At 67.4% G+C, this 16,062-nt stretch carries 15 protein-coding genes and 2 pseudogenes; 13 read left to right on the forward strand and 4 right to left on the reverse strand.

The window, feature by feature from the left end:
* Window positions 1–15 precede the first annotated feature (15 nt).
* From K228_RS0102765 to K228_RS0102780, 4 genes are all read left to right on the forward strand, one after another.
* Window positions 16–1,614, forward strand: a complete 1,599-nt coding sequence (locus K228_RS0102765; RefSeq protein WP_025617027.1) for a long-chain-fatty-acid--CoA ligase — start codon at window positions 16–18, stop codon at window positions 1,612–1,614.
* Window position 1,615: 1 nt separating this feature from the next.
* The gene (locus tag K228_RS0102770; protein WP_025617028.1) at window positions 1,616–2,611 is read left to right on the forward strand and encodes an LLM class flavin-dependent oxidoreductase; all 996 of its coding nucleotides are present in this window, start codon (window positions 1,616–1,618) and stop codon (window positions 2,609–2,611) included.
* 18 nt (window positions 2,612–2,629) lie between these two features.
* On the forward strand, window positions 2,630–3,418 hold the full coding sequence (locus K228_RS0102775; RefSeq protein WP_025617029.1) for a thioesterase II family protein: 789 nt from the start codon (window positions 2,630–2,632) through the stop codon (window positions 3,416–3,418).
* Between the two features lie 78 nt (window positions 3,419–3,496).
* Window positions 3,497–3,931, forward strand: a complete 435-nt coding sequence (locus K228_RS0102780) for a PaaI family thioesterase (RefSeq protein ID WP_025617030.1) — start codon at window positions 3,497–3,499, stop codon at window positions 3,929–3,931.
* A 272-nt stretch (window positions 3,932–4,203) separates the two neighbouring features.
* On the opposite strand, the gene K228_RS0102785 is transcribed toward K228_RS0102780, so the two are convergent.
* Window positions 4,204–4,575, reverse strand: a complete 372-nt coding sequence (locus K228_RS0102785) for a nuclear transport factor 2 family protein (protein ID WP_025617031.1) — start codon at window positions 4,573–4,575, stop codon at window positions 4,204–4,206.
* 218 nt (window positions 4,576–4,793) lie between these two features.
* On the opposite strand from K228_RS0102785, the gene fabI reads away from it, so the two are divergent.
* The 5 genes and pseudogenes from fabI (at window position 4,794) to K228_RS25285 (ending at window position 8,248) form a co-directional block, all read left to right on the forward strand.
* Window positions 4,794–5,618, forward strand: a complete 825-nt coding sequence (fabI, locus tag K228_RS0102790) for an enoyl-ACP reductase FabI (RefSeq protein WP_025617032.1) — start codon at window positions 4,794–4,796, stop codon at window positions 5,616–5,618.
* Window positions 5,618–6,091: a MaoC family dehydratase gene (locus K228_RS0102795; protein WP_025617033.1), complete on the forward strand. Its 474-nt coding sequence runs from the start codon at window positions 5,618–5,620 to the stop codon at window positions 6,089–6,091. The genes fabI and K228_RS0102795 overlap by 1 nt, the downstream gene beginning before the upstream one ends.
* A gap of 19 nt (window positions 6,092–6,110) precedes the next feature.
* On the forward strand, window positions 6,111–6,956 hold the full coding sequence (locus K228_RS0102800; protein ID WP_025617034.1) for a helix-turn-helix domain-containing protein: 846 nt from the start codon (window positions 6,111–6,113) through the stop codon (window positions 6,954–6,956).
* A gap of 103 nt (window positions 6,957–7,059) precedes the next feature.
* Window positions 7,060–7,455: a hypothetical protein gene (locus K228_RS0102805; RefSeq protein WP_033776437.1), complete on the forward strand. Its 396-nt coding sequence runs from the start codon at window positions 7,060–7,062 to the stop codon at window positions 7,453–7,455.
* A 323-nt stretch (window positions 7,456–7,778) separates the two neighbouring features.
* A pseudogene (locus tag K228_RS25285) lies at window positions 7,779–8,248 on the forward strand (hypothetical protein).
* Window positions 8,249–8,368: 120 nt separating this feature from the next.
* Here the strand turns inward: K228_RS25285 and pyrE are convergent.
* Window positions 8,369–8,893 (reverse strand): orotate phosphoribosyltransferase, encoded by a 525-nt coding sequence (gene pyrE / locus K228_RS0102815; protein ID WP_025617036.1) that lies wholly within the window; start codon window positions 8,891–8,893, stop codon window positions 8,369–8,371.
* Between the two features lie 226 nt (window positions 8,894–9,119).
* Here pyrE and K228_RS0102820 point away from each other — a divergent pair, with 226 nt between their 5' ends.
* On the forward strand, window positions 9,120–9,848 hold the full coding sequence (locus K228_RS0102820; protein WP_025617037.1) for a hypothetical protein: 729 nt from the start codon (window positions 9,120–9,122) through the stop codon (window positions 9,846–9,848).
* 240 nt (window positions 9,849–10,088) lie between these two features.
* Here the strand turns inward: K228_RS0102820 and K228_RS0102825 are convergent, their stop codons facing one another.
* On the reverse strand, window positions 10,089–10,862 hold the full coding sequence (locus tag K228_RS0102825; RefSeq protein WP_025617038.1) for an HAD family hydrolase: 774 nt from the start codon (window positions 10,860–10,862) through the stop codon (window positions 10,089–10,091).
* A 137-nt stretch (window positions 10,863–10,999) separates the two neighbouring features.
* Window positions 11,000–11,515 (reverse strand): annotated as a pseudogene (locus K228_RS25290) (DinB family protein).
* Between the two features lie 301 nt (window positions 11,516–11,816).
* Here K228_RS25290 and K228_RS0102835 point away from each other — a divergent pair.
* From K228_RS0102835 to K228_RS0102845, 3 genes are all read left to right on the forward strand, one after another.
* Window positions 11,817–14,258, forward strand: coding sequence for a sensor histidine kinase (locus K228_RS0102835; RefSeq protein WP_025617039.1), 2,442 nt, complete (start codon window positions 11,817–11,819; stop codon window positions 14,256–14,258).
* Window positions 14,258–14,668: a roadblock/LC7 domain-containing protein gene (locus K228_RS0102840; protein ID WP_025617040.1), complete on the forward strand. Its 411-nt coding sequence runs from the start codon at window positions 14,258–14,260 to the stop codon at window positions 14,666–14,668. The genes K228_RS0102835 and K228_RS0102840 overlap by 1 nt, the downstream gene beginning before the upstream one ends.
* A 101-nt stretch (window positions 14,669–14,769) precedes the next feature.
* Window positions 14,770–16,050 carry an ABC transporter substrate-binding protein gene (locus K228_RS0102845; protein ID WP_025617041.1) on the forward strand — a complete coding sequence of 427 codons (1,281 nt, stop codon included), beginning with the start codon at window positions 14,770–14,772 and terminating at the stop codon, window positions 16,048–16,050.
* Window positions 16,051–16,062: the final 12 nt, after the last annotated feature.

Raw genomic sequence — 16,062 nt, forward strand, 5'->3', positions numbered from 1 at the left:
ATCCCGGGAGGACCAGTGACACTGCCTGAGGACTGGACATTGGCCGCCCAGGCGGCGGCACACGCCGTGCGACGCGGTGACCACATCGCCGTGCACTGCCAGGAGCGCAGCCTTACCTACGCCGAATTACATCGGTGCAGCAACCGCACGGCCCAGGCGTTGCGCTCAGCGGGCGTCGGCTCCGGCACCCGCGTCGCCTACCTGGCGCGGGAGTCCGAGTACTACTACTCGACCTTCCTGGCCTGCGCGAAGATCGGTGCCGTCCTGGTGCCGGTGAACTGGCGCCTGACCAGTAGAGAGGTGGACCACATTCTGCGGGACTCGGGCGCTGAGCTGGTCTTCGTCGAGCGTGAGTTCCACCCGGTGCTCGACCGGGTCCGGACCGCACTGCCGGCCCTGCGGCACATCGTGATGATGGATGACGGGAACTCCGATGACCCCGGTGCCGGACTGCGCGCCTGGCGGTCCCAGGCGAGCGAGGCCACACCCGAGCACCGGTGCGGACCGCACGACGCCGTCTTGCAGATCTACACCAGCGGTACGACCGGTAATCCCAAGGGCGTAGTGCTGGCGCACCGCAGCTTTTTCACTCTGCCGGCCGCCATGCGCGACGCCGGGGTCGACTGGCTCGACTGGCGACCGGAGGACGTCAATTTGATCTCATTACCAGGGCTGGTAATCGCGGGTATGGGCTGGTTCATGCACGGCTTCAACGCCGGCGCGACGAACGTCGTGATGCGAATGTACCTGCCGCAGGACGCCGTACGGCTCATCGTTCGGCACCGGGTCACGACGACCTTTGCCGCGCCGGCGATGCTGGCGATGATGCTTGATGAGCGGGGCGTCGGCCCGCACACGTTCACGTCGATGCGCAAGGTGGCCTACGGAGCGGCGCCCATCTCCACCGGACTGTTGCAGCGCTGCCTGGAGATCTTCGACTGCGAATTCGCGCAAATCTACGCCAGCACCGAGACGGGCAGTGTCGCGGTCTGCCTGCCGCCGTCGGACCATGTTCCGGGCAGCCCGCTACTGAAGGCCGCTGGACGGGCCTGCCCCGGCACCGAGGTGAAGATCGTCGATCGAGCGGGAAGTAGGGTCCCGCCGGGGCAGATCGGCGAGGTCTGCGTCCTTACCCCAGCGCGGATGCTGGGCTACTGGAACATGCCGGACGCCACCGCGCGCACGCTGGTGGGCGATTGGTTGCACATGGGTGATGCCGGTTACCTCGACGAGAACGGCTACCTGTTCCTCGGCGATCGGATCAACGACACCATCATCGTGGCAGGGCAGAACATCTATCCGGCCGAGATCGAGAAGGAACTCGGCGACCACCCCGCTGTGGTCGACGTGGCGGTGGTGGGGGCGGCGCATTCCCGATGGGGCGAGGCCGTTCACGCCTGTCTTGTGCTCCGGCCGGGCACCTGCGTCACGCCGCGGCAGTTGGCGGTCTTCCTGCAAGGGCGAATCGCCGACTACAAGATTCCTGTCGAGTACCACTTCGTGACCAAGCTTCCCCGTAATCCGTCCGGCAAACTTCTCCGTCGAGTCGTCCGGGAGCGACTAGCGGAGCAGATCCGTCCGGCGGCGGCGGCTGCGGCGGCGAAGGGAGAATAACGTGTCCATCGATCCCACCTTCGGTGTCCTGCTCCCAAGCCGGGAACAGGTGATCCTCGGGAAACTATCCATGCCCGAGCTCGTCGACCTCGCCCGTCGGGCCGAGGAACTCGGCTTCGACTCAGTCTGGGTCGGCGACTCGTTGGTCGCCCGACCCCGATTGGATCCGTTGATAGTGCTGGCCGCGGCCAGTACGGCGACCAGCCGGGTCACCCTCGGCACGGCTGCGTTGACGCCCGCCCTGCGGCATCCGGTCATCGGCGCAAGCATGATCAGCAGCCTCGACCACGCCTGTGGCGGCCGACTCACCCTCGGCCTTGGTTCGGGCTTTCCCATTCCCGAGACGGAGGACGAGTTCGGCCTGGTCGGTGCGGGGTTCGCCGGACGGGCGGGACGGCTGGACGACATCACCGACCTGTGGCGAACCGCGTGGCATAGCGGATCGGATGGCGCGCCAGCCGACTTCGCCGGCAGATACTGGCAGGCCACCGGGCTGAACCGCCTGCCCTCGCCGCACCGGCCCGGTGGCCCGCCGCTATGGTTGGCCAGCAGTGACACTCCCAAGGTCCTGCGCAGGGTCGCCCGCCGCTACGACGGCTGGTTGCCGTTTCTGCCGACAGCCGACAGCTACGCGGCGGCCTGGCAATCGATCGTCGGGCTCTGCGCCGAGGCCGGTCGCCCTGCCGACGCGGTCGCCCCCGGGTTGTACGCGACGCTCACCGTGAACGACGACCCGGAAGCGGCGCGGACGGAGCTCGAGGACTACGTGCAGCGCTACTACGGGCGGTCGCTGGAAGCGATGATGCAGATCCAGGCGTACGGCTGGGGTAGCGCGGCAGCCTGTGTGCAGTGGCTGCGCGGCTACCTGCGCGCCGGCGCGCGACATGTGGTGATCCGGATCGGCTCCCTGGATGCGGTGTCCCAGCTCGAACGCGTCGGTGCCGAGTTGCTGCCGGCGCTGCGGGCTGTCGCCGGCGAGCCGGCCGTGTCCTTGTAGGCGACACCAGGAGGAGTCATGACCGTGCAGATCACAACGATGTCGTCGGCTGGTTCCTGGCTGCATCCGCTGGAGCCAGGGGCGTCGGCCAGGATCCGCCTGATCTTGTTCCCGCACGCTGGCAGCGGAGCACTCTCCTACCACGACTGGGACAACCTGCTACCCAGCGACGTCGCGCCGCAGGCGATTACGCTGCCCGGGCGGCACAGCCGGCGTGGTGAGGCGTCCTACGACAGGCGCGAGCCGTTGATGGACGCCCTGTACGAGGCGATCGTCGCCGATCTGGACGACCGACCGTACGGCTTTTTCGGACACTCTCTGGGGGCGCAACTCGCGTATCAGCTAACGCAACGAATCGAGAGGGCCGGGGATCCGGGACCGTTGATGCTCGGCATGTCGGGCTGGGCGCCGAAGGGATTCTTCACACCGACCGAGGATCAGAGCCGCATGGCCGAGCCGGAGATCATCGAGTGGATCAAAAAGCTTGGCTCCGTACCTGCCGAGATCTACGACGACCCGCAGATGCTGGCCCTCGCCTTGCCCGCGCTCCGGGCCGATCTCGCGATTTTTGCTCAGTACATCGACGATGACACCGGGGTGGGATGTCCGATCGCGTCGTACGGCGGAACTGCGGACCTGTTGATGGAGCGGCCCGACGCGATGAACTCGTGGCGTGGCCGGACCCCCCACTATCTGGGCAACCGTGAGTATCCTGGTGGACACTTCTACATCGATGACCATGCCCTTGCCGTAACCTCTGATGTAGTACAGCACCTGTATCGGTTGGAAGCGGCGGCAAGCCGCTGACGCCCATAAGCCGCCGTCTGATTTGGGCCTACTGTCGCCGACGGCAGGCCCCACTGCCTGTTCGAACAGGAGGAGTCAATGTCAGCTCGGTCCCTTACCGAGGCTGCCGTGCGCCAGATGATGCCGTTTGCCACGACGCTTGACATGCGGTTCGACCAGCTCGACCCGGATGAGGTGACTGGCCGACTGACATGGGCGCCGTCACTCTGTACAGCGGGTGGGGTGATGCACGGAGGTGTCCTGGTCTCGCTCGCCGATTCAGTCGCAGGCGTGTGCGCGTACCTGAACCTACCGCCCGCGGCGATGACGACGACGATCGAGCTGAAGACCAACTTCTTCGCCGGGGTGCGGCGGGGGGTGGTGCGAGCGACGGCGCGTCCGATACACATTGGCCGAAGCGTCATCGTCGTGCAGACCGATCTCGAGCAGCCGGCTGACGAGGGCTCGATCGGGACCGGCACCACACCGGTCCGGGTCGGGATGGTGACGCAGTCGCAGATCGTGCTCGGCTAGGTGCGGCGTCACCCGATCGGGCGTGACGCCGCACGGCAGGTGCTGCCGCAGGGTCGCCAGCGAGCCCGCTCGGTGATGTGGTGCCGACGGGGGCGACAGGCGGCGCACCCCGTGAGGTCGTGACGAGAAGGCGTACGCCGCTCTGTTCCGACAAAACCCGCTTCCTACTGTCCGCAGGCCCGGCCGGGGGATCAGGGCCAACGCCGTGTAGGCACCGACCCGAACCCCCAAGCGGTACGCGCTGGACCGCTGAGCCTGCGGTCGCTGCATGGTCAGCTGCTGGCAGGCACCCGGTCAAGGAAGCCGTACACCGCGGACAGCTGTCCGTCGTCATTGGTCCTGACCACGTCGAAGCCCACGGCAACGGGCTCAGCTGCCCCGGCAGGGGCAAGGTTCCAGGTGAAACGGGCAATGTCGTGGTGGGCGTCAACCTGCCCGGCCAGGGTGAACGTCATGCCCGCGAACTGCTCCCGAGCGGCCCCGATCAGCGCGTTGATCGCTTCGTGCCCGCTGACGCTGGCCAGCGGGTCCGTGTACGTTGCGTTCTCGGCCCAGACGTCGCGAATCTTCTCGGCCCGGCGGTCGGCATCTGACTCGTTCCAGATGTCGATGTAGCGCTCGACGGTGTTGGTGAGGTCACTCATGACTGCGGCTCCTCTTCGGGTGCGAAAGCCACGCTCTCGTGGCACGTGACTCCTAGAGATTCGCACCTTGGTCGACGCACCGTCCATTATGCGTCAGGTAATGCGTCGACCCTGACCCATCAGCGCTCTGTCAACCGATCGTCAGTGCGGGCTGGCACAGTCTGGGACCGTCGGTGGATCAAATCCCTGGCTCGCTATCGAATCGACCGGGAGTTGCCGTGTTGCTGACCGGAAAAAAGCTACTGATCACGGGTGTGTTGACCAAACGCTCCATCGCCTTCAGCGCCGCGCAACTCGCGCAGCAGGAGGGTGCGGAGGTCGTCCTGACCAGCTTTGGACGGGCGCTTCCCATCACGCGCCGGATCGCCGAAGACCTGCCGCGACCGTGTGAGGTGTGGGAGCTCGACCTCACCCAGCCGGATCAGCTCGCGGGGGTGGCTGACAAGCTGAACGCTGGGTGGGGCGAGCTGGATGGCTTGCTGCATGCCGTCGCCTTCGCACCCGCCTCCGCCCTGGACGGAAACTTCCTGCACACCTCATGGGATGACGTCGCCCGCGTGATGCAGGTGTCGACATACTCGTTCCCGGCGCTCACCCGCGCCTGCGCCCCGCTACTGGCGGCCGCCGGTGGTGGCTCGGTGGTGGGTCTCGATTTCGATGCCAGTCAGGCTTGGCCTGGCTACGACTGGATGGGAGTGGCGAAGGCCGGCCTGGAGAGTTGCTGCCGCTATCTCGCCCATGCCCTCGGTCCGCAGGGCACCCGGGTCAACCTCGTGGCCGCCGGACCACTGCGGACCAGGGCCGCGACCGCAATCGGGGCGTTTGACGTCCTGAAGGACACGTGGACGCAGCGGTCTCCATTGCCCTGGAACGAGACGGACGCGACGCCGGTGGGACGGGCTGTGTGCGCCCTGTGGTCAGACTGGATGCCGGCGGTCACGGGGGAGGTGCTTCATGTCGACGGAGGACTGCACGCCGTGGCTACTGCCGTACCCCGAGACGCTGATCGTCCCGCCCGGCAGGCTGCCATGGTGGTGAACTGATGCGGCGGTTGGCAAGTCCCGACGCGTTGCCGGACTTGCTGGGCGTGGAGTTGGGGGCGACGTCGTGGCGGAACATGGAGCAGGCCGCGACAGATCGATTCGCCGAGCTGACCGGAGACCGGCAGTGGATCCACACAGATGCTTTCCGGGCCGCGGCCGGACCGTTCGGCGGGCCGGTCGTGCACGGCTTCCACCTGGTGGCTATGGTGCCCGCGATGCTCGACGAGGTGCTTGAGGTCGGCGGCGTTGACCATGTACTGAACAAGGGGGTGGAACGGGTGCGATTCGCCTCGCCGGTCCCCGTCGGCTGTCGGATTCGGGGACGGGTCCGGGTGGCGTCCGCGCGGGCCCGACCCCGGCGGTATTGGGAAGCGGTCCACCAGGTGAACGTTGAGCGGGAGGGAGGGACCGTGCCGGTCTGCACCGTCACCGTCACCTATCTGTATCGAGAGCAGGAAACGCGTTTTCAGTAAGGTCGTTACCTGTGGGGTAATGGACAGCAACGGGTCGGCTACGCACAATAGCCGGGTGACTGTCACCGTAACGAGGCCCGCCGTTGGCGAGATGTTGCGGGACTGGCGCCGTCGGCGACGGCTCAGCCAGCTCGAGCTCTCCATCCGGGCGGACATCTCCACCCGGCACCTCAGCTTCCTCGAGACCGGCCGCTCGACGCCGAGTCGGGAGATGGTGTTGCAGCTGGCCGACCGTCTGGACCTTGCGCTGCGAGAGCGGAACCGGCTGCTGTTGGCGGCTGGATACGCGCCCGTCTATCCAGAGAGCTCGTTGAACGCACCGTCCATGACCGCCATCCGCTCCGCCATTCGTCAAGTGCTCGACGGACATGAGCCGTATCCAGCGGCGGTTGTCGACCGCGTCTGGAATCTTGTAGACGCCAACGAGAGCCTGTCGGTGCTCACCGATCTGATGGCGCCCTGGCTGCTCGTGCCGCCGGCGAACGTCCTCCGGGCGAGCCTGCATCCGGAGGGGCTGGCGCCGCACATCGTGAATCTCGGCGAGTGGCGGGCGCACCTGTTGCACCGGCTGAGCCGGCAGGTGGAGTTCAGTGGCGACCCGGAACTAGCCGACCTTGAGGAGGAGTTGCGCGGCTATCCCGGCGACGAGACCCACGTCGGCAGCCCGGCCGTCAACAGCATCGTGGTGCCGGTGCGCGTGCGACGAGGCGCCCTGGTGCTCAATCTTTTCACTACCGTGGCAACCTTCGGGACGCCATTGGACGTGACGATCTCCGAGCTGTCAATCGAGTCATTCTACCCGGCCGACGAGACCACCGCACGAGAATTGAGAAATCGACAGACGGCCCCTCCCGGGATGGTGTAAGTTATTCATTTCGTATGCTTGTTCCGTTCCCATTATCTCTCAGGTAATCGACATCGGCAGGCCTGGCTGAGATCGTCGAGGTATGACAGAAAAAACTGCCGCCATGAGTCATGGCACGTTCTCCGGCAACTCCGACAAGTTCCTCCGGCTGGCGTTGAAGCTTGACGCGATTGTCACCGGGCTCAACGGTCTCGCGTATCTCGTAGCCGCACCCGTGATCGGTGACCTGTTCGACATGTCCACCGGACTGCTTCGCGGGATCGGGATTTTCCTGACCGTGTTCGGGGTGGCAGTCTGGGTGATTGGCACCCGACCCAATGTCAGCCGCTCCGCCGCAACGATCGTGGTTCTGATCAATGCCGTGTGGGTCGTGGCCAGCCTCGTCGCCGCGGCGGTCGGATTGGACAGCCCGTCCACCATCGCCCGGGTATGGATGGTGATGCAGGCTGCGGTGGTCGGGCTCTTCGCCGTGCTGCAGATCATCGGGCTACGAAAGTAACGCAGCGAGTGCCAAGCCCGGCCCTAATCTGGCCCGTCATTAAGGGTTGCCTGGCTTCATGATCGAAGATGTGGAAGTGCCTTCTGTCGGGAATGATCTGACCTCTTGAAGGCCCTGATCGCCCGTCACGGAAGGCACCTGCCAGGTGAAGACTCGCGCGTGCCGAACCTCGTCCGTTCTGATGGCCCCGTCCCCGTGAAGGGCGTGTATCAGGTGGGCGTAATTCGCGTGGCTGGAGCGGCGGCGTGGCCGCGGGGGCGACGGGCGAGGGCCTCCGACCGGAGGGCAGACGCGGCTGAGCAGGCTTCTCTAAGTTCACGCCGGTGAACACGGAACCTGTCAGCATCGACGGCGTAGCCGGCCCGATTGTCGTCACCACCAACGCCTTCTGGGGCCGCCCCGCCGTCAGCGTTGGCGGAGCGCCAGCCCCCGGACGGGCAAGCGCCAGTATGCGTTGCCGGCAGTGGCCGGTGGTGCGGTTGAAGCCACTGTACGTAGCCTCTTCGCTGATCCGTACCCGATCGTGGAGGTCAACGGCGTACGGCATCGGACCGGACCCTCGATCTCGATCGTCCTGCGAGTCCTGGCCCCGCTGCCGATCCTGCTGTTCGCTGTCGGTGGTGTCGTTGGTGGACTCATCGGAGTGCTGGGCTTCGTGGCGAACTTGGTCATCGCCCGCGGTCGGACTCCATCCGTTGTTAAGGCGCTGATCATGGTTGGCGTCAGTGTCGTCGCGTACGTCCTCTGGCTCGCCATCGCCGTTGCGGTGCGTGGAGCGGCCAGCCCGAGTTAGCGATGCTTCCCCCAGCCAGGGCGCTGGGGGAAGCATGATTGAGGTTTCCCAGTAGCTGGGAAGGGGAGGGCTCGACATCGCCTCGGCGCACCTACGCCACGCTCGACCGCCACTGGAGTTTCACTTCGTGAGGGAGGCTTCGAGGTCTCGACGGGTAAGAGCCGCGCGGAGCTGTAGCGCCTCGGCCGCCAGATTCTTCGGACCGCCCTGCTCGCGGTCGATGGCGCAGACCACCGTGTCCACCTGCGCGCCGATGGCGCGTAGCTGACCGCACGACGCCAGTAGGGCGCCTCCGGTGGTCACGACATCTTCGATCAGGACGACCCGTCGCCCGTGCACCGGGCCACCTTCGGCGACCTTGCTGGTGCCGTACTCCTTGGCGTGCTTGCGCACAAAGACCGTGGGCAGCCCGGTCAATTGGGACATCACGGTGGCCAGCGGGATGCCGCCCAGCTCCATTCCCGCCAGCACGTCGCACTCCGGCAGCAGGTCCACCATCGCTTCGGCGACCTCGCGTAACAGGCTCGGCTCTCCCTCGAACAGGTATTTGTCGAAGTACTCCGCGCTGACCTGCCCGGAACGCAGACGGAACCGTCCGGTCAGGTGGCACGTGTCGTAGACGCGGCGGGCAAGTGGGTGGGACACCTGCCCAGTTTCGCATTCCGCCGGGATTGAGCCAGCATCGCCTACGTCGATTACCTGCCGGCTACCACGGTGACGTTCGCCCGGCGGTGTCGACCCGCGCGGTCGTGGCAACTGCGGCGGTGGACCCGCCCGTACGGGGCCGATCTGCCGTGACCTGCGGTTGAGTGCATGGGTCCGCGCGAACATTGGCGTTGCGTGCACTTGACCACGTCGATATTTTGCCGGCGTGGAGATCGTAACTCGCACCGATCGGCCCGAGCTGCACGAGGCGGCGTCCGCCGCGTTCCGAGAACGTTGGCCAGCGTTTGTCTTTCACGACGACGTCTCGAAGCGGTACATGGGCCGGGTCGAGGAGTACTTCGCGCGATATGACGTCATGGTGCTCGATGAGGGCCGGGTGGTGGCCGGTGGATGGGGAGTGCCGATGGCCTGGGATGGCACCCTCAGCGACTTGCCGTCCGGCTACGACGACGCGTTGGTACGTGCGGTGGAAGGCCACGAAGCGGGAGTCGAGCCCACCAGCCTGAGCTTCATGGCGGTCGCCGTGGGCTCATCGCATGACAAGCGCGGCATGGCCGGAGCCGTGCTTGAGGAGTTGGCGCGACGGGCGCACAGCGACGGCCTCGCGCATGTGGTCGCTCCGCTTCGACCGACGTGGAAGCACCGGTACCCGATGGTGTCGATGGCCGAGTACGCCGGATGGGCCCGCCCGGACGGACTTTCTGTCGATCCGTGGATCCGCACCCACCAACGCATGGGAGCGCGCGTCCTGGGCCCAGCCCGGAGGTCGATGGTGATTGAGGGAAGCGTCGCTGATTGGGAGAGCTGGGCGGACATGGTGTTTCCGGTGACCCGGGCGTATGTGGTCCCCGGTGCACTCAACCTCGTGCTGATCGATCGGGAACGGGACCGCGGCGTGTATGTCGAGGAAAACCTGTGGGTTCAGCACAGCTGAACTCGGCGACCCAGCCTCCCTCGAGGGAAGCTGGTCGCCATCGGCCAGCCCAGTGAGGCTCCGAACGGCATTGCGGAACACTGCCTCTCCTGCGCGGCCACGGTCCTCCCGGACCGGCTGCGCGGAACCAGGTATGACGCGCCCGTTGTCGGGGTACGGACCTCATCCCCGACCGAACAACTCGCCCACCTTCTCGGTCGCCGGCGAGGCCGGCGATGAGGGGCACGGCGGCGGGGCTTGTCAGGCGTCAGCGCTGGTGCTGCTTCGGTGCAGCAGGGCGAGCAGCTCGTGGCCGTCCTCGACCCGAGCGTCCGGCCGTACGTCGGGATGTGGGGGTTCCCGGTCGGTGCGGGGCGAGCGCATCAGGATGGCAGCGCCGGCACCGGCGCGGCGGGCGCACAACATGTCCCGGTGCACGCTGTCGCCGATGAACCAGCAGCCCTCGATCGGTACGCCGATGGCGTCGGCGGCGAGCTGGGCGAGGTGGGGGTTGGGCTTGCGGGGCCCGGCTTCGTCGCTGTAGAACTCGGCGGTGAAGCGCTCGGACAGGCCGGCGGTGGCGAGGAAGTCCCGGTGTGCGGCGCCGCAGAGGGTGTTGCTGACCACGGCCATCGGTAAGCCCGCCTCGGCAGCGGCCTGTAGCGCTTCGGGGATGCCGGGGCGGACCTGCCACTCGGCCCGCCAGGTCCAGACGTACGCCAGCGACGTGGCCTCGCGTTCGACGGCGTCGCGGGCGGGCTGCGGCCAGGTGTGGGTGACGAAGTCCGCCCAGACCCGGATGTGTGGTAGCTCCATCGGCTCGCTACCCCGGCCGACCTCGTCTCGCCAGGCGGCGTAGGAGCGGGTGCCCCCGGCCAGATCGTTGGCGATCTGCTCGGTGGAGACTGTGCCGTTCACCAGGGTGAACAGTCGGCGGACCAGTTCTGCCGGTGCCGGTGATTGTCGCGGAGCGTCAGCGAGGACGCCACCGAAGTCCCACAGCAGGGCGTGCGGCATTCGCAGCATGCCGCCCATGATGCGACATGGCACCGCCGATGGCTAACCCTTGCTGCCTTGGCGATCGGGCGGTGAACGCGGAGCCGAGCCGGGCAGCCGTTCCCGCCAGTCGCTGACAACCGTTTCAGAGCGGGTCCTCCTCGGCCGGGCTGTGGTCAGAAGGCGCCGGTCGAACCGTCGGTCAGTTCACGGAGGATGTCGGCGTGGCCGGCGTGCCGGGCGGTGTCTTCGATCATGTGCACCAGGATCCAGCGGAGCGAGACCTCGCCGAGCTGCGGCACCACATGATCGAGGTCGAACCGAGCGGCCACCGCCCGGGACCGAACGCACTCTGCCTCCTAGGCTGTCGCAAGCCGTTCGACGGTGTCCTCGTCGGTCAGGGTGAAGCTGGCCAGCGCGCTCTCCTCGGTGGCCAGGACGACATCACCGCCGCTGGGGTCGAGTAGCGCCGAAAGCCAGTTCCGCTCCACCAGCGTGAGGTGCTTTACCAGGCCGGCGACCGTGGTGGCGGACGGCACTAGGCGGCGGGCGGCATCGGTTTCGGAGAGCCCACGCAGCTTGCGTAGCACCACGCCGCGGTAAAAGTCGAGGAAGGACTCGAGCACCGCGCGCTCACTGCCCGCGCGAACCTGAACCAGACCAACGGTGGGCTCGATGTTCCTCGTAGCCATGCCGGGACCCGGGCCGACTGCTGGTGCTTTCAGCACCCGCATTGCAGCGTAATGTACCTATTTCACCACCTGCTCAGTCTGCTCTTCCTGCGGGGCCTCCTGTGTGGTTTAGGGTCATGGTTTAGTAGTTGATTCTGGGGCATTGCTCACGTGTGATGATTCACCTCAACACCGACGGTCGCGGGGCGGCTAGTGTCGCTTCAGGACGAGGGCCGGTTCGGTCCGATCTGGAGGGACGGGCTCAGCACGAGTTGCCCTCCCAGCTCACTCGCGGCCTCGTAACCGGCGACATGACCACGGGGTGGTGGGCTTGGACAGGACTGCGAGGCGGGGCTCTGCGGTGCGCGTGTGGCGGCTGGTCGACATGCCCGTCCGAGTCAAGGCGGCATTGATTGTGCTGCCGACCGCGCTGGCCGCGGTGGTCTCGATCGGATTCGGGTTCTGGTCCTCGGTCGGCGAGGCGGACACCACGCGACGTGCCGGAAAGATGTTCAGCGCGAGCGTCGCGGCTGCCGAACTGACCCAGCGGTTGCAGACCGAGCGGATCGTGGCTGTGGGTCTGCTGCTGCCGGACACGGAGGTCACTGCCGCGGATTTCGCGCGTGCCGTTCAGGACACCGAACTGGCAGCGTGGCGGTTTCATCAGCAGCGAACCTGGCTCGAGGAGCTTCCGCCATCCGTACAGACAGTGCTGGTGCGGGTGGATGGTGCCTTGGCCGAGGTGGAGGCACAACGGCAGCGGGTGCAGGGCGAGGGACTGGTGTCCCTGTCGGCGGTGGCCTTCGGCTACGGGGGCGCGGTGGCGGACCTGGACGAGCTGCTGCCCACGATGGCGCGAAGCGGGGTCCCGCCGCTGCTCGAGGACGAGATGCGGGTGTCGGCAGCGTTGTCCCGAGCCCGGGAGGAGGTTGGTCAGCAGCAGGTGACGGTGTTGCAGGCGTTGGCAGCCAACCAACTGACGCCGGCGCTGTACGCAGAGATCGTCACCGCGCAGGCGAGCCACGACGAGGCGTTGCGTGAGTTTGAGGCCTCGGCACGACCAGGGTGGCGGTCGCTACTGGGGCGGACGATGACTGGCCCGGATGTGCTGGCGGCGATCCGGCTGGATGGTGCCGTGTCGGGCACCGGACTGTACGAGCCGATGCGGCTGCCGGGTGGTGCTGCGCAGTGGAGTCGAGTGATGACCACGCGAGCGGATCTGCTCTCGCAGGTGCAGACAGCGGTCAATCGGGATGTCGCGACTACCGCTGACGACCTGTGGATGGGGCGGGTTCGGGCAGCGATGCTGCAGGGCCTCGCGTTGATGGCGATGCTCGCTCTCGCCGTACTCACGGCGTTCTTGGTGGCGCGATCGGTGGTAAACCAGCTCTCCACCTTGGAGCGCGGGGCGCGGCGGGTTGCAGATGTGGAGCTGCCGGGGTTGGTCGAGCGGCTGCGGGCGGCGTCGGACCCCAGGGCGGCGTCGCGATTGGCAGAGGGCACCGGGGCGGTTTCCGTACCGGTCGTTGGCCGGGACGAGGTCGGCCGGGTGGCGAACGCGTTCAACCTGGTGCTGCGTTCGGCGGTGGATGCGACAGCGGATCAGGCGCGAAGCCGGGTCCTGGTGAGTGCCATGATCACGTCGATCGGGCGGCGGGTGCAGGCGTTGACCGAGCAGCTACTGGGCAGCATCGACAGACTCGAACGCGATGAGGAGGACCCGGACCGGCTGGCCCGGCTCTTCGGGGCGGACCAGCAGGCGACTCGGCTGCGACGGTATGGCACGAACCTGTTGATCGTCGCTGGCGGTGGTCCGGGTAGATCGCAGCGTCAGCCCGTCGAGCTCGTCGACCTGGTGAACGCGGCGTTGTCGGAGACCGAGGGCTTCGCCCGGATCCGGATGGACCGCCTGGTCGAGGCCGAGATCGACGCCCGTGCGGCTGACGCGGTCAAGTCGATCCTCGCGGAGCTGCTGGACAACGCGACTCGGTTCTCCGCAGAGCTGGTGCGGGTGTCCGCCGCCTGGTCTGGGCGGGGCGTGCGGATTCTCGTCACGGATACCGGCATCGGGCTCCCCACCGAACAGCTGGTGCGGGCCAACCAGCTCTTGACCAGCTCGGAGCTGGAGGTCGCGGTCACCGACCAGATGGGCCTGGTCGTGATCTCTCGCCTGGCACGCGAGTTTGGCGTCTCGACCCGCCTGACCAAAACCGAGCCAACTGGTATCACCGCTGAGGTGACCGTTCCGGCGGAGTACGTGACCCGCCTGCGCCGGCGCGAGTCGGCCCTGCCCGGACCGACCCACCCGTCCCCGACGGCAGCGCTGTCGCCGCGGGAAGCGACGGTTGAGTTGCCGCTTGTGCGCTCCGCGCACGATGCGCTGGCGCCGCGCGAGGCATCGGCGCGGCCCGAGGCGTCGGTGTTGCCCGAGGGGTCGGTGTTGCCGGGGGAGCGCGTGGCTGTCGCCCGGTCCTCCTGGTTGTGGCCGGAAGGCGCCGCCGGCACCGGGCTTCGAACCGCAGCTGAACCGGAGGAGCCGCCGGTGCCGGATGTCGGTGCGTCGGCCGCTGCTGGGCGTACCGCGTCTGGTTTGCCGCGGCGCCGCCGGCAAGAACCGGTGGTCGGCGGCCCACCGGCCCGGTCCGCCGGCTCGGAGTCGTCCGAATCGATCGATCCCGAGGCCATTCGGGCGCAGGTCGCCGGCACGATGCGTGGCCTGCGAGCCGCGTCCGCCACCCCTCCCCTCTCGACAGGAGAACGCTGATGAGCGGCACAGGCGATACGACCTTGAATCCTCAACTGTCGGCGGTGCTCGACGGGCTGGCCAAGCAGATCCCGGCGGTGGCGCATGTCGTCGCGGTGTCCGCGGACGGTCTGCTACTGGCCAGCACCGCTGATCTCGATCGCGACCGGGGTGACCAACTCGCCGCGATCGTCTCCGGCCTGGTCAGCCTCGCCCGCGGCACCACCGATCTGCTGGAGACCGGCGGCGTGCAGTTTCAGCTGCTGATGATGCGGGACGGGATCCTCGTTGTGCAGCAGGTGCCCGACGGGTCCTCGCTGGCGGCCCTGGCCGGCACCGACTGCGACCCCTCTCTGGTCGCATATGAGCTGGCGGCGCTCGCGGCGCGAATCGGTGAGCAGGTCAAGCCGGGACCGCGCGTGGCGAGCTGAGCTGCGCCGGGGTCTGCCCGGCGTGCAGGGGCCAGTGTGCGTGACCGAGCGCCACGCCGCACCCCTTTCGGAAGCCTCTCGACGAAAGGATTTCGATCTCTGTGACCCCTCAACAGACCCCAGGCCGGTCTCGGTGGCGATTGGTTGTCGCCGTCGCGCTGCTGGCGGCCGTCACCGCCTGCACCGGCTCCAGCCTCGGTGGTGCGGACAACAGCGATGAGGAGATCCGCATCGGCCTGATCGTGCCGAAGTCCGGCCCCTACAAGTCGGTCGGCGACGACCAGGTCGCCGGGTTTCGGCTGGCCCTGGAGAAGCTGGGCGGCGAACTCGGCGGTCGACCCGTCAAGGTGATCGAGGCAGACGAGGGTGACGGCAAGGCCACCGCGCTCGCGTCGGCGCGCAAACTGATCGAGCAGGACAAGGTCCTCGCCCTGGTCGGCGGGGCGACCGCGGACACGGTGCAGACCGTGTACCCGCTACTGAAGGAGTCCGGCGTGCCGCTGATTGGCATCGGTGGACGGCCGTCAACGGTGGAGGACCCGAGCTACCTCTGGTCGACGTCCTGGTTGAGTCAGGAGACCGGTGCCGCGATCGCCGGCCACCTGCGCGAGACGGTGGGTGACGGCCGGGTGTGGGTGATCGGCCCGGACTACATCGGGGGCCACGACCAGATCAACGGGTTCGTGGACGCCTTCCGGGAGGCCGGCGGCGAGCTGGCCAACCCGGGTGGAGAGCCGGCGTGGACGCCATGGGCGCCGACGCCGACGACGGAGTTCTCTCCGTATCTGACAAAGATCAAAGACTCCGACGCCGTGGCGGTCTACACCTTCTACGCCGGCACCAGCGCGGTCGAGTTCGTCAAGCAGTACCGGCAGTACGGAGTGGACGTGCCGCTGTACGCCTCCGGCTTCCTGACCGAGGGCGCGCCGTTGGCGGCATTGGGCGAGCAGGCCGAGGGCATCTACACCAGCCTGAACTACTCGACGACGTTGGACAACGCAGCCAACCGTGATTTCGTGCGCCGCTACAGCGCGGCTAACGACGGGCAGCTGCCGAATCTGTTTCACGTATCCGCCTGGGATGCCGTGCTCGTGCTGGACCAGGCCGTCACCGAGACGCTCCGTGGCTCGGAAGCCGTGCCGACGGCGGGTGCCGCCCCGGCCAGCCCGCCCGCCGGAGCCGAGGAGACCGGTGAGGTGACCTCGGAGTCACTGACGGCGGCGCTGTCCCGGATCGGCTCGATCGACTCACCTCGGGGCGCCTGGCAGTTCGGCCCAACAAACCACACCCCGGTGCAGGCGTACTACCTGCGCGAGGTAGCCCAGGACGGACAGGTGTGGGTCAACCGCACCGTGCAGACGCTGACCACCCTCGGTTCCTGAATGGAGTGCTGG

Origin of the sequence: Salinispora cortesiana, assembly GCF_000484695.1 — a bacterium.
Classification (GTDB): Bacteria; Actinomycetota; Actinomycetes; order Mycobacteriales; family Micromonosporaceae; genus Micromonospora; species Micromonospora cortesiana.

Excerpts from the sequence above, each read along its gene's own strand:
- K228_RS0102775 (WP_025617029.1), top strand. The coding sequence starts at position 2,630 with ATGACCGTGCAGATCACAACGATGTCGTCGGCTGGTTCCTGGCTGCAT.
- K228_RS0102795 (WP_025617033.1), top strand. The coding sequence starts at position 5,618 with ATGCGGCGGTTGGCAAGTCCCGACGCGTTGCCGGACTTGCTGGGCGTG.
- K228_RS0102780 (WP_025617030.1), top strand. The coding sequence starts at position 3,497 with ATGTCAGCTCGGTCCCTTACCGAGGCTGCCGTGCGCCAGATGATGCCG.
- K228_RS0102825 (WP_025617038.1), bottom strand. The coding sequence starts at position 10,862 with ATGGGCGGCATGCTGCGAATGCCGCACGCCCTGCTGTGGGACTTCGGT.
- K228_RS0102800 (WP_025617034.1), top strand. The coding sequence starts at position 6,111 with ATGGACAGCAACGGGTCGGCTACGCACAATAGCCGGGTGACTGTCACC.
- K228_RS0102785 (WP_025617031.1), bottom strand. The coding sequence starts at position 4,575 with ATGAGTGACCTCACCAACACCGTCGAGCGCTACATCGACATCTGGAAC.
- K228_RS0102805 (WP_033776437.1), top strand. The coding sequence starts at position 7,060 with ATGAGTCATGGCACGTTCTCCGGCAACTCCGACAAGTTCCTCCGGCTG.
- K228_RS0102840 (WP_025617040.1), top strand. The coding sequence starts at position 14,258 with ATGAGCGGCACAGGCGATACGACCTTGAATCCTCAACTGTCGGCGGTG.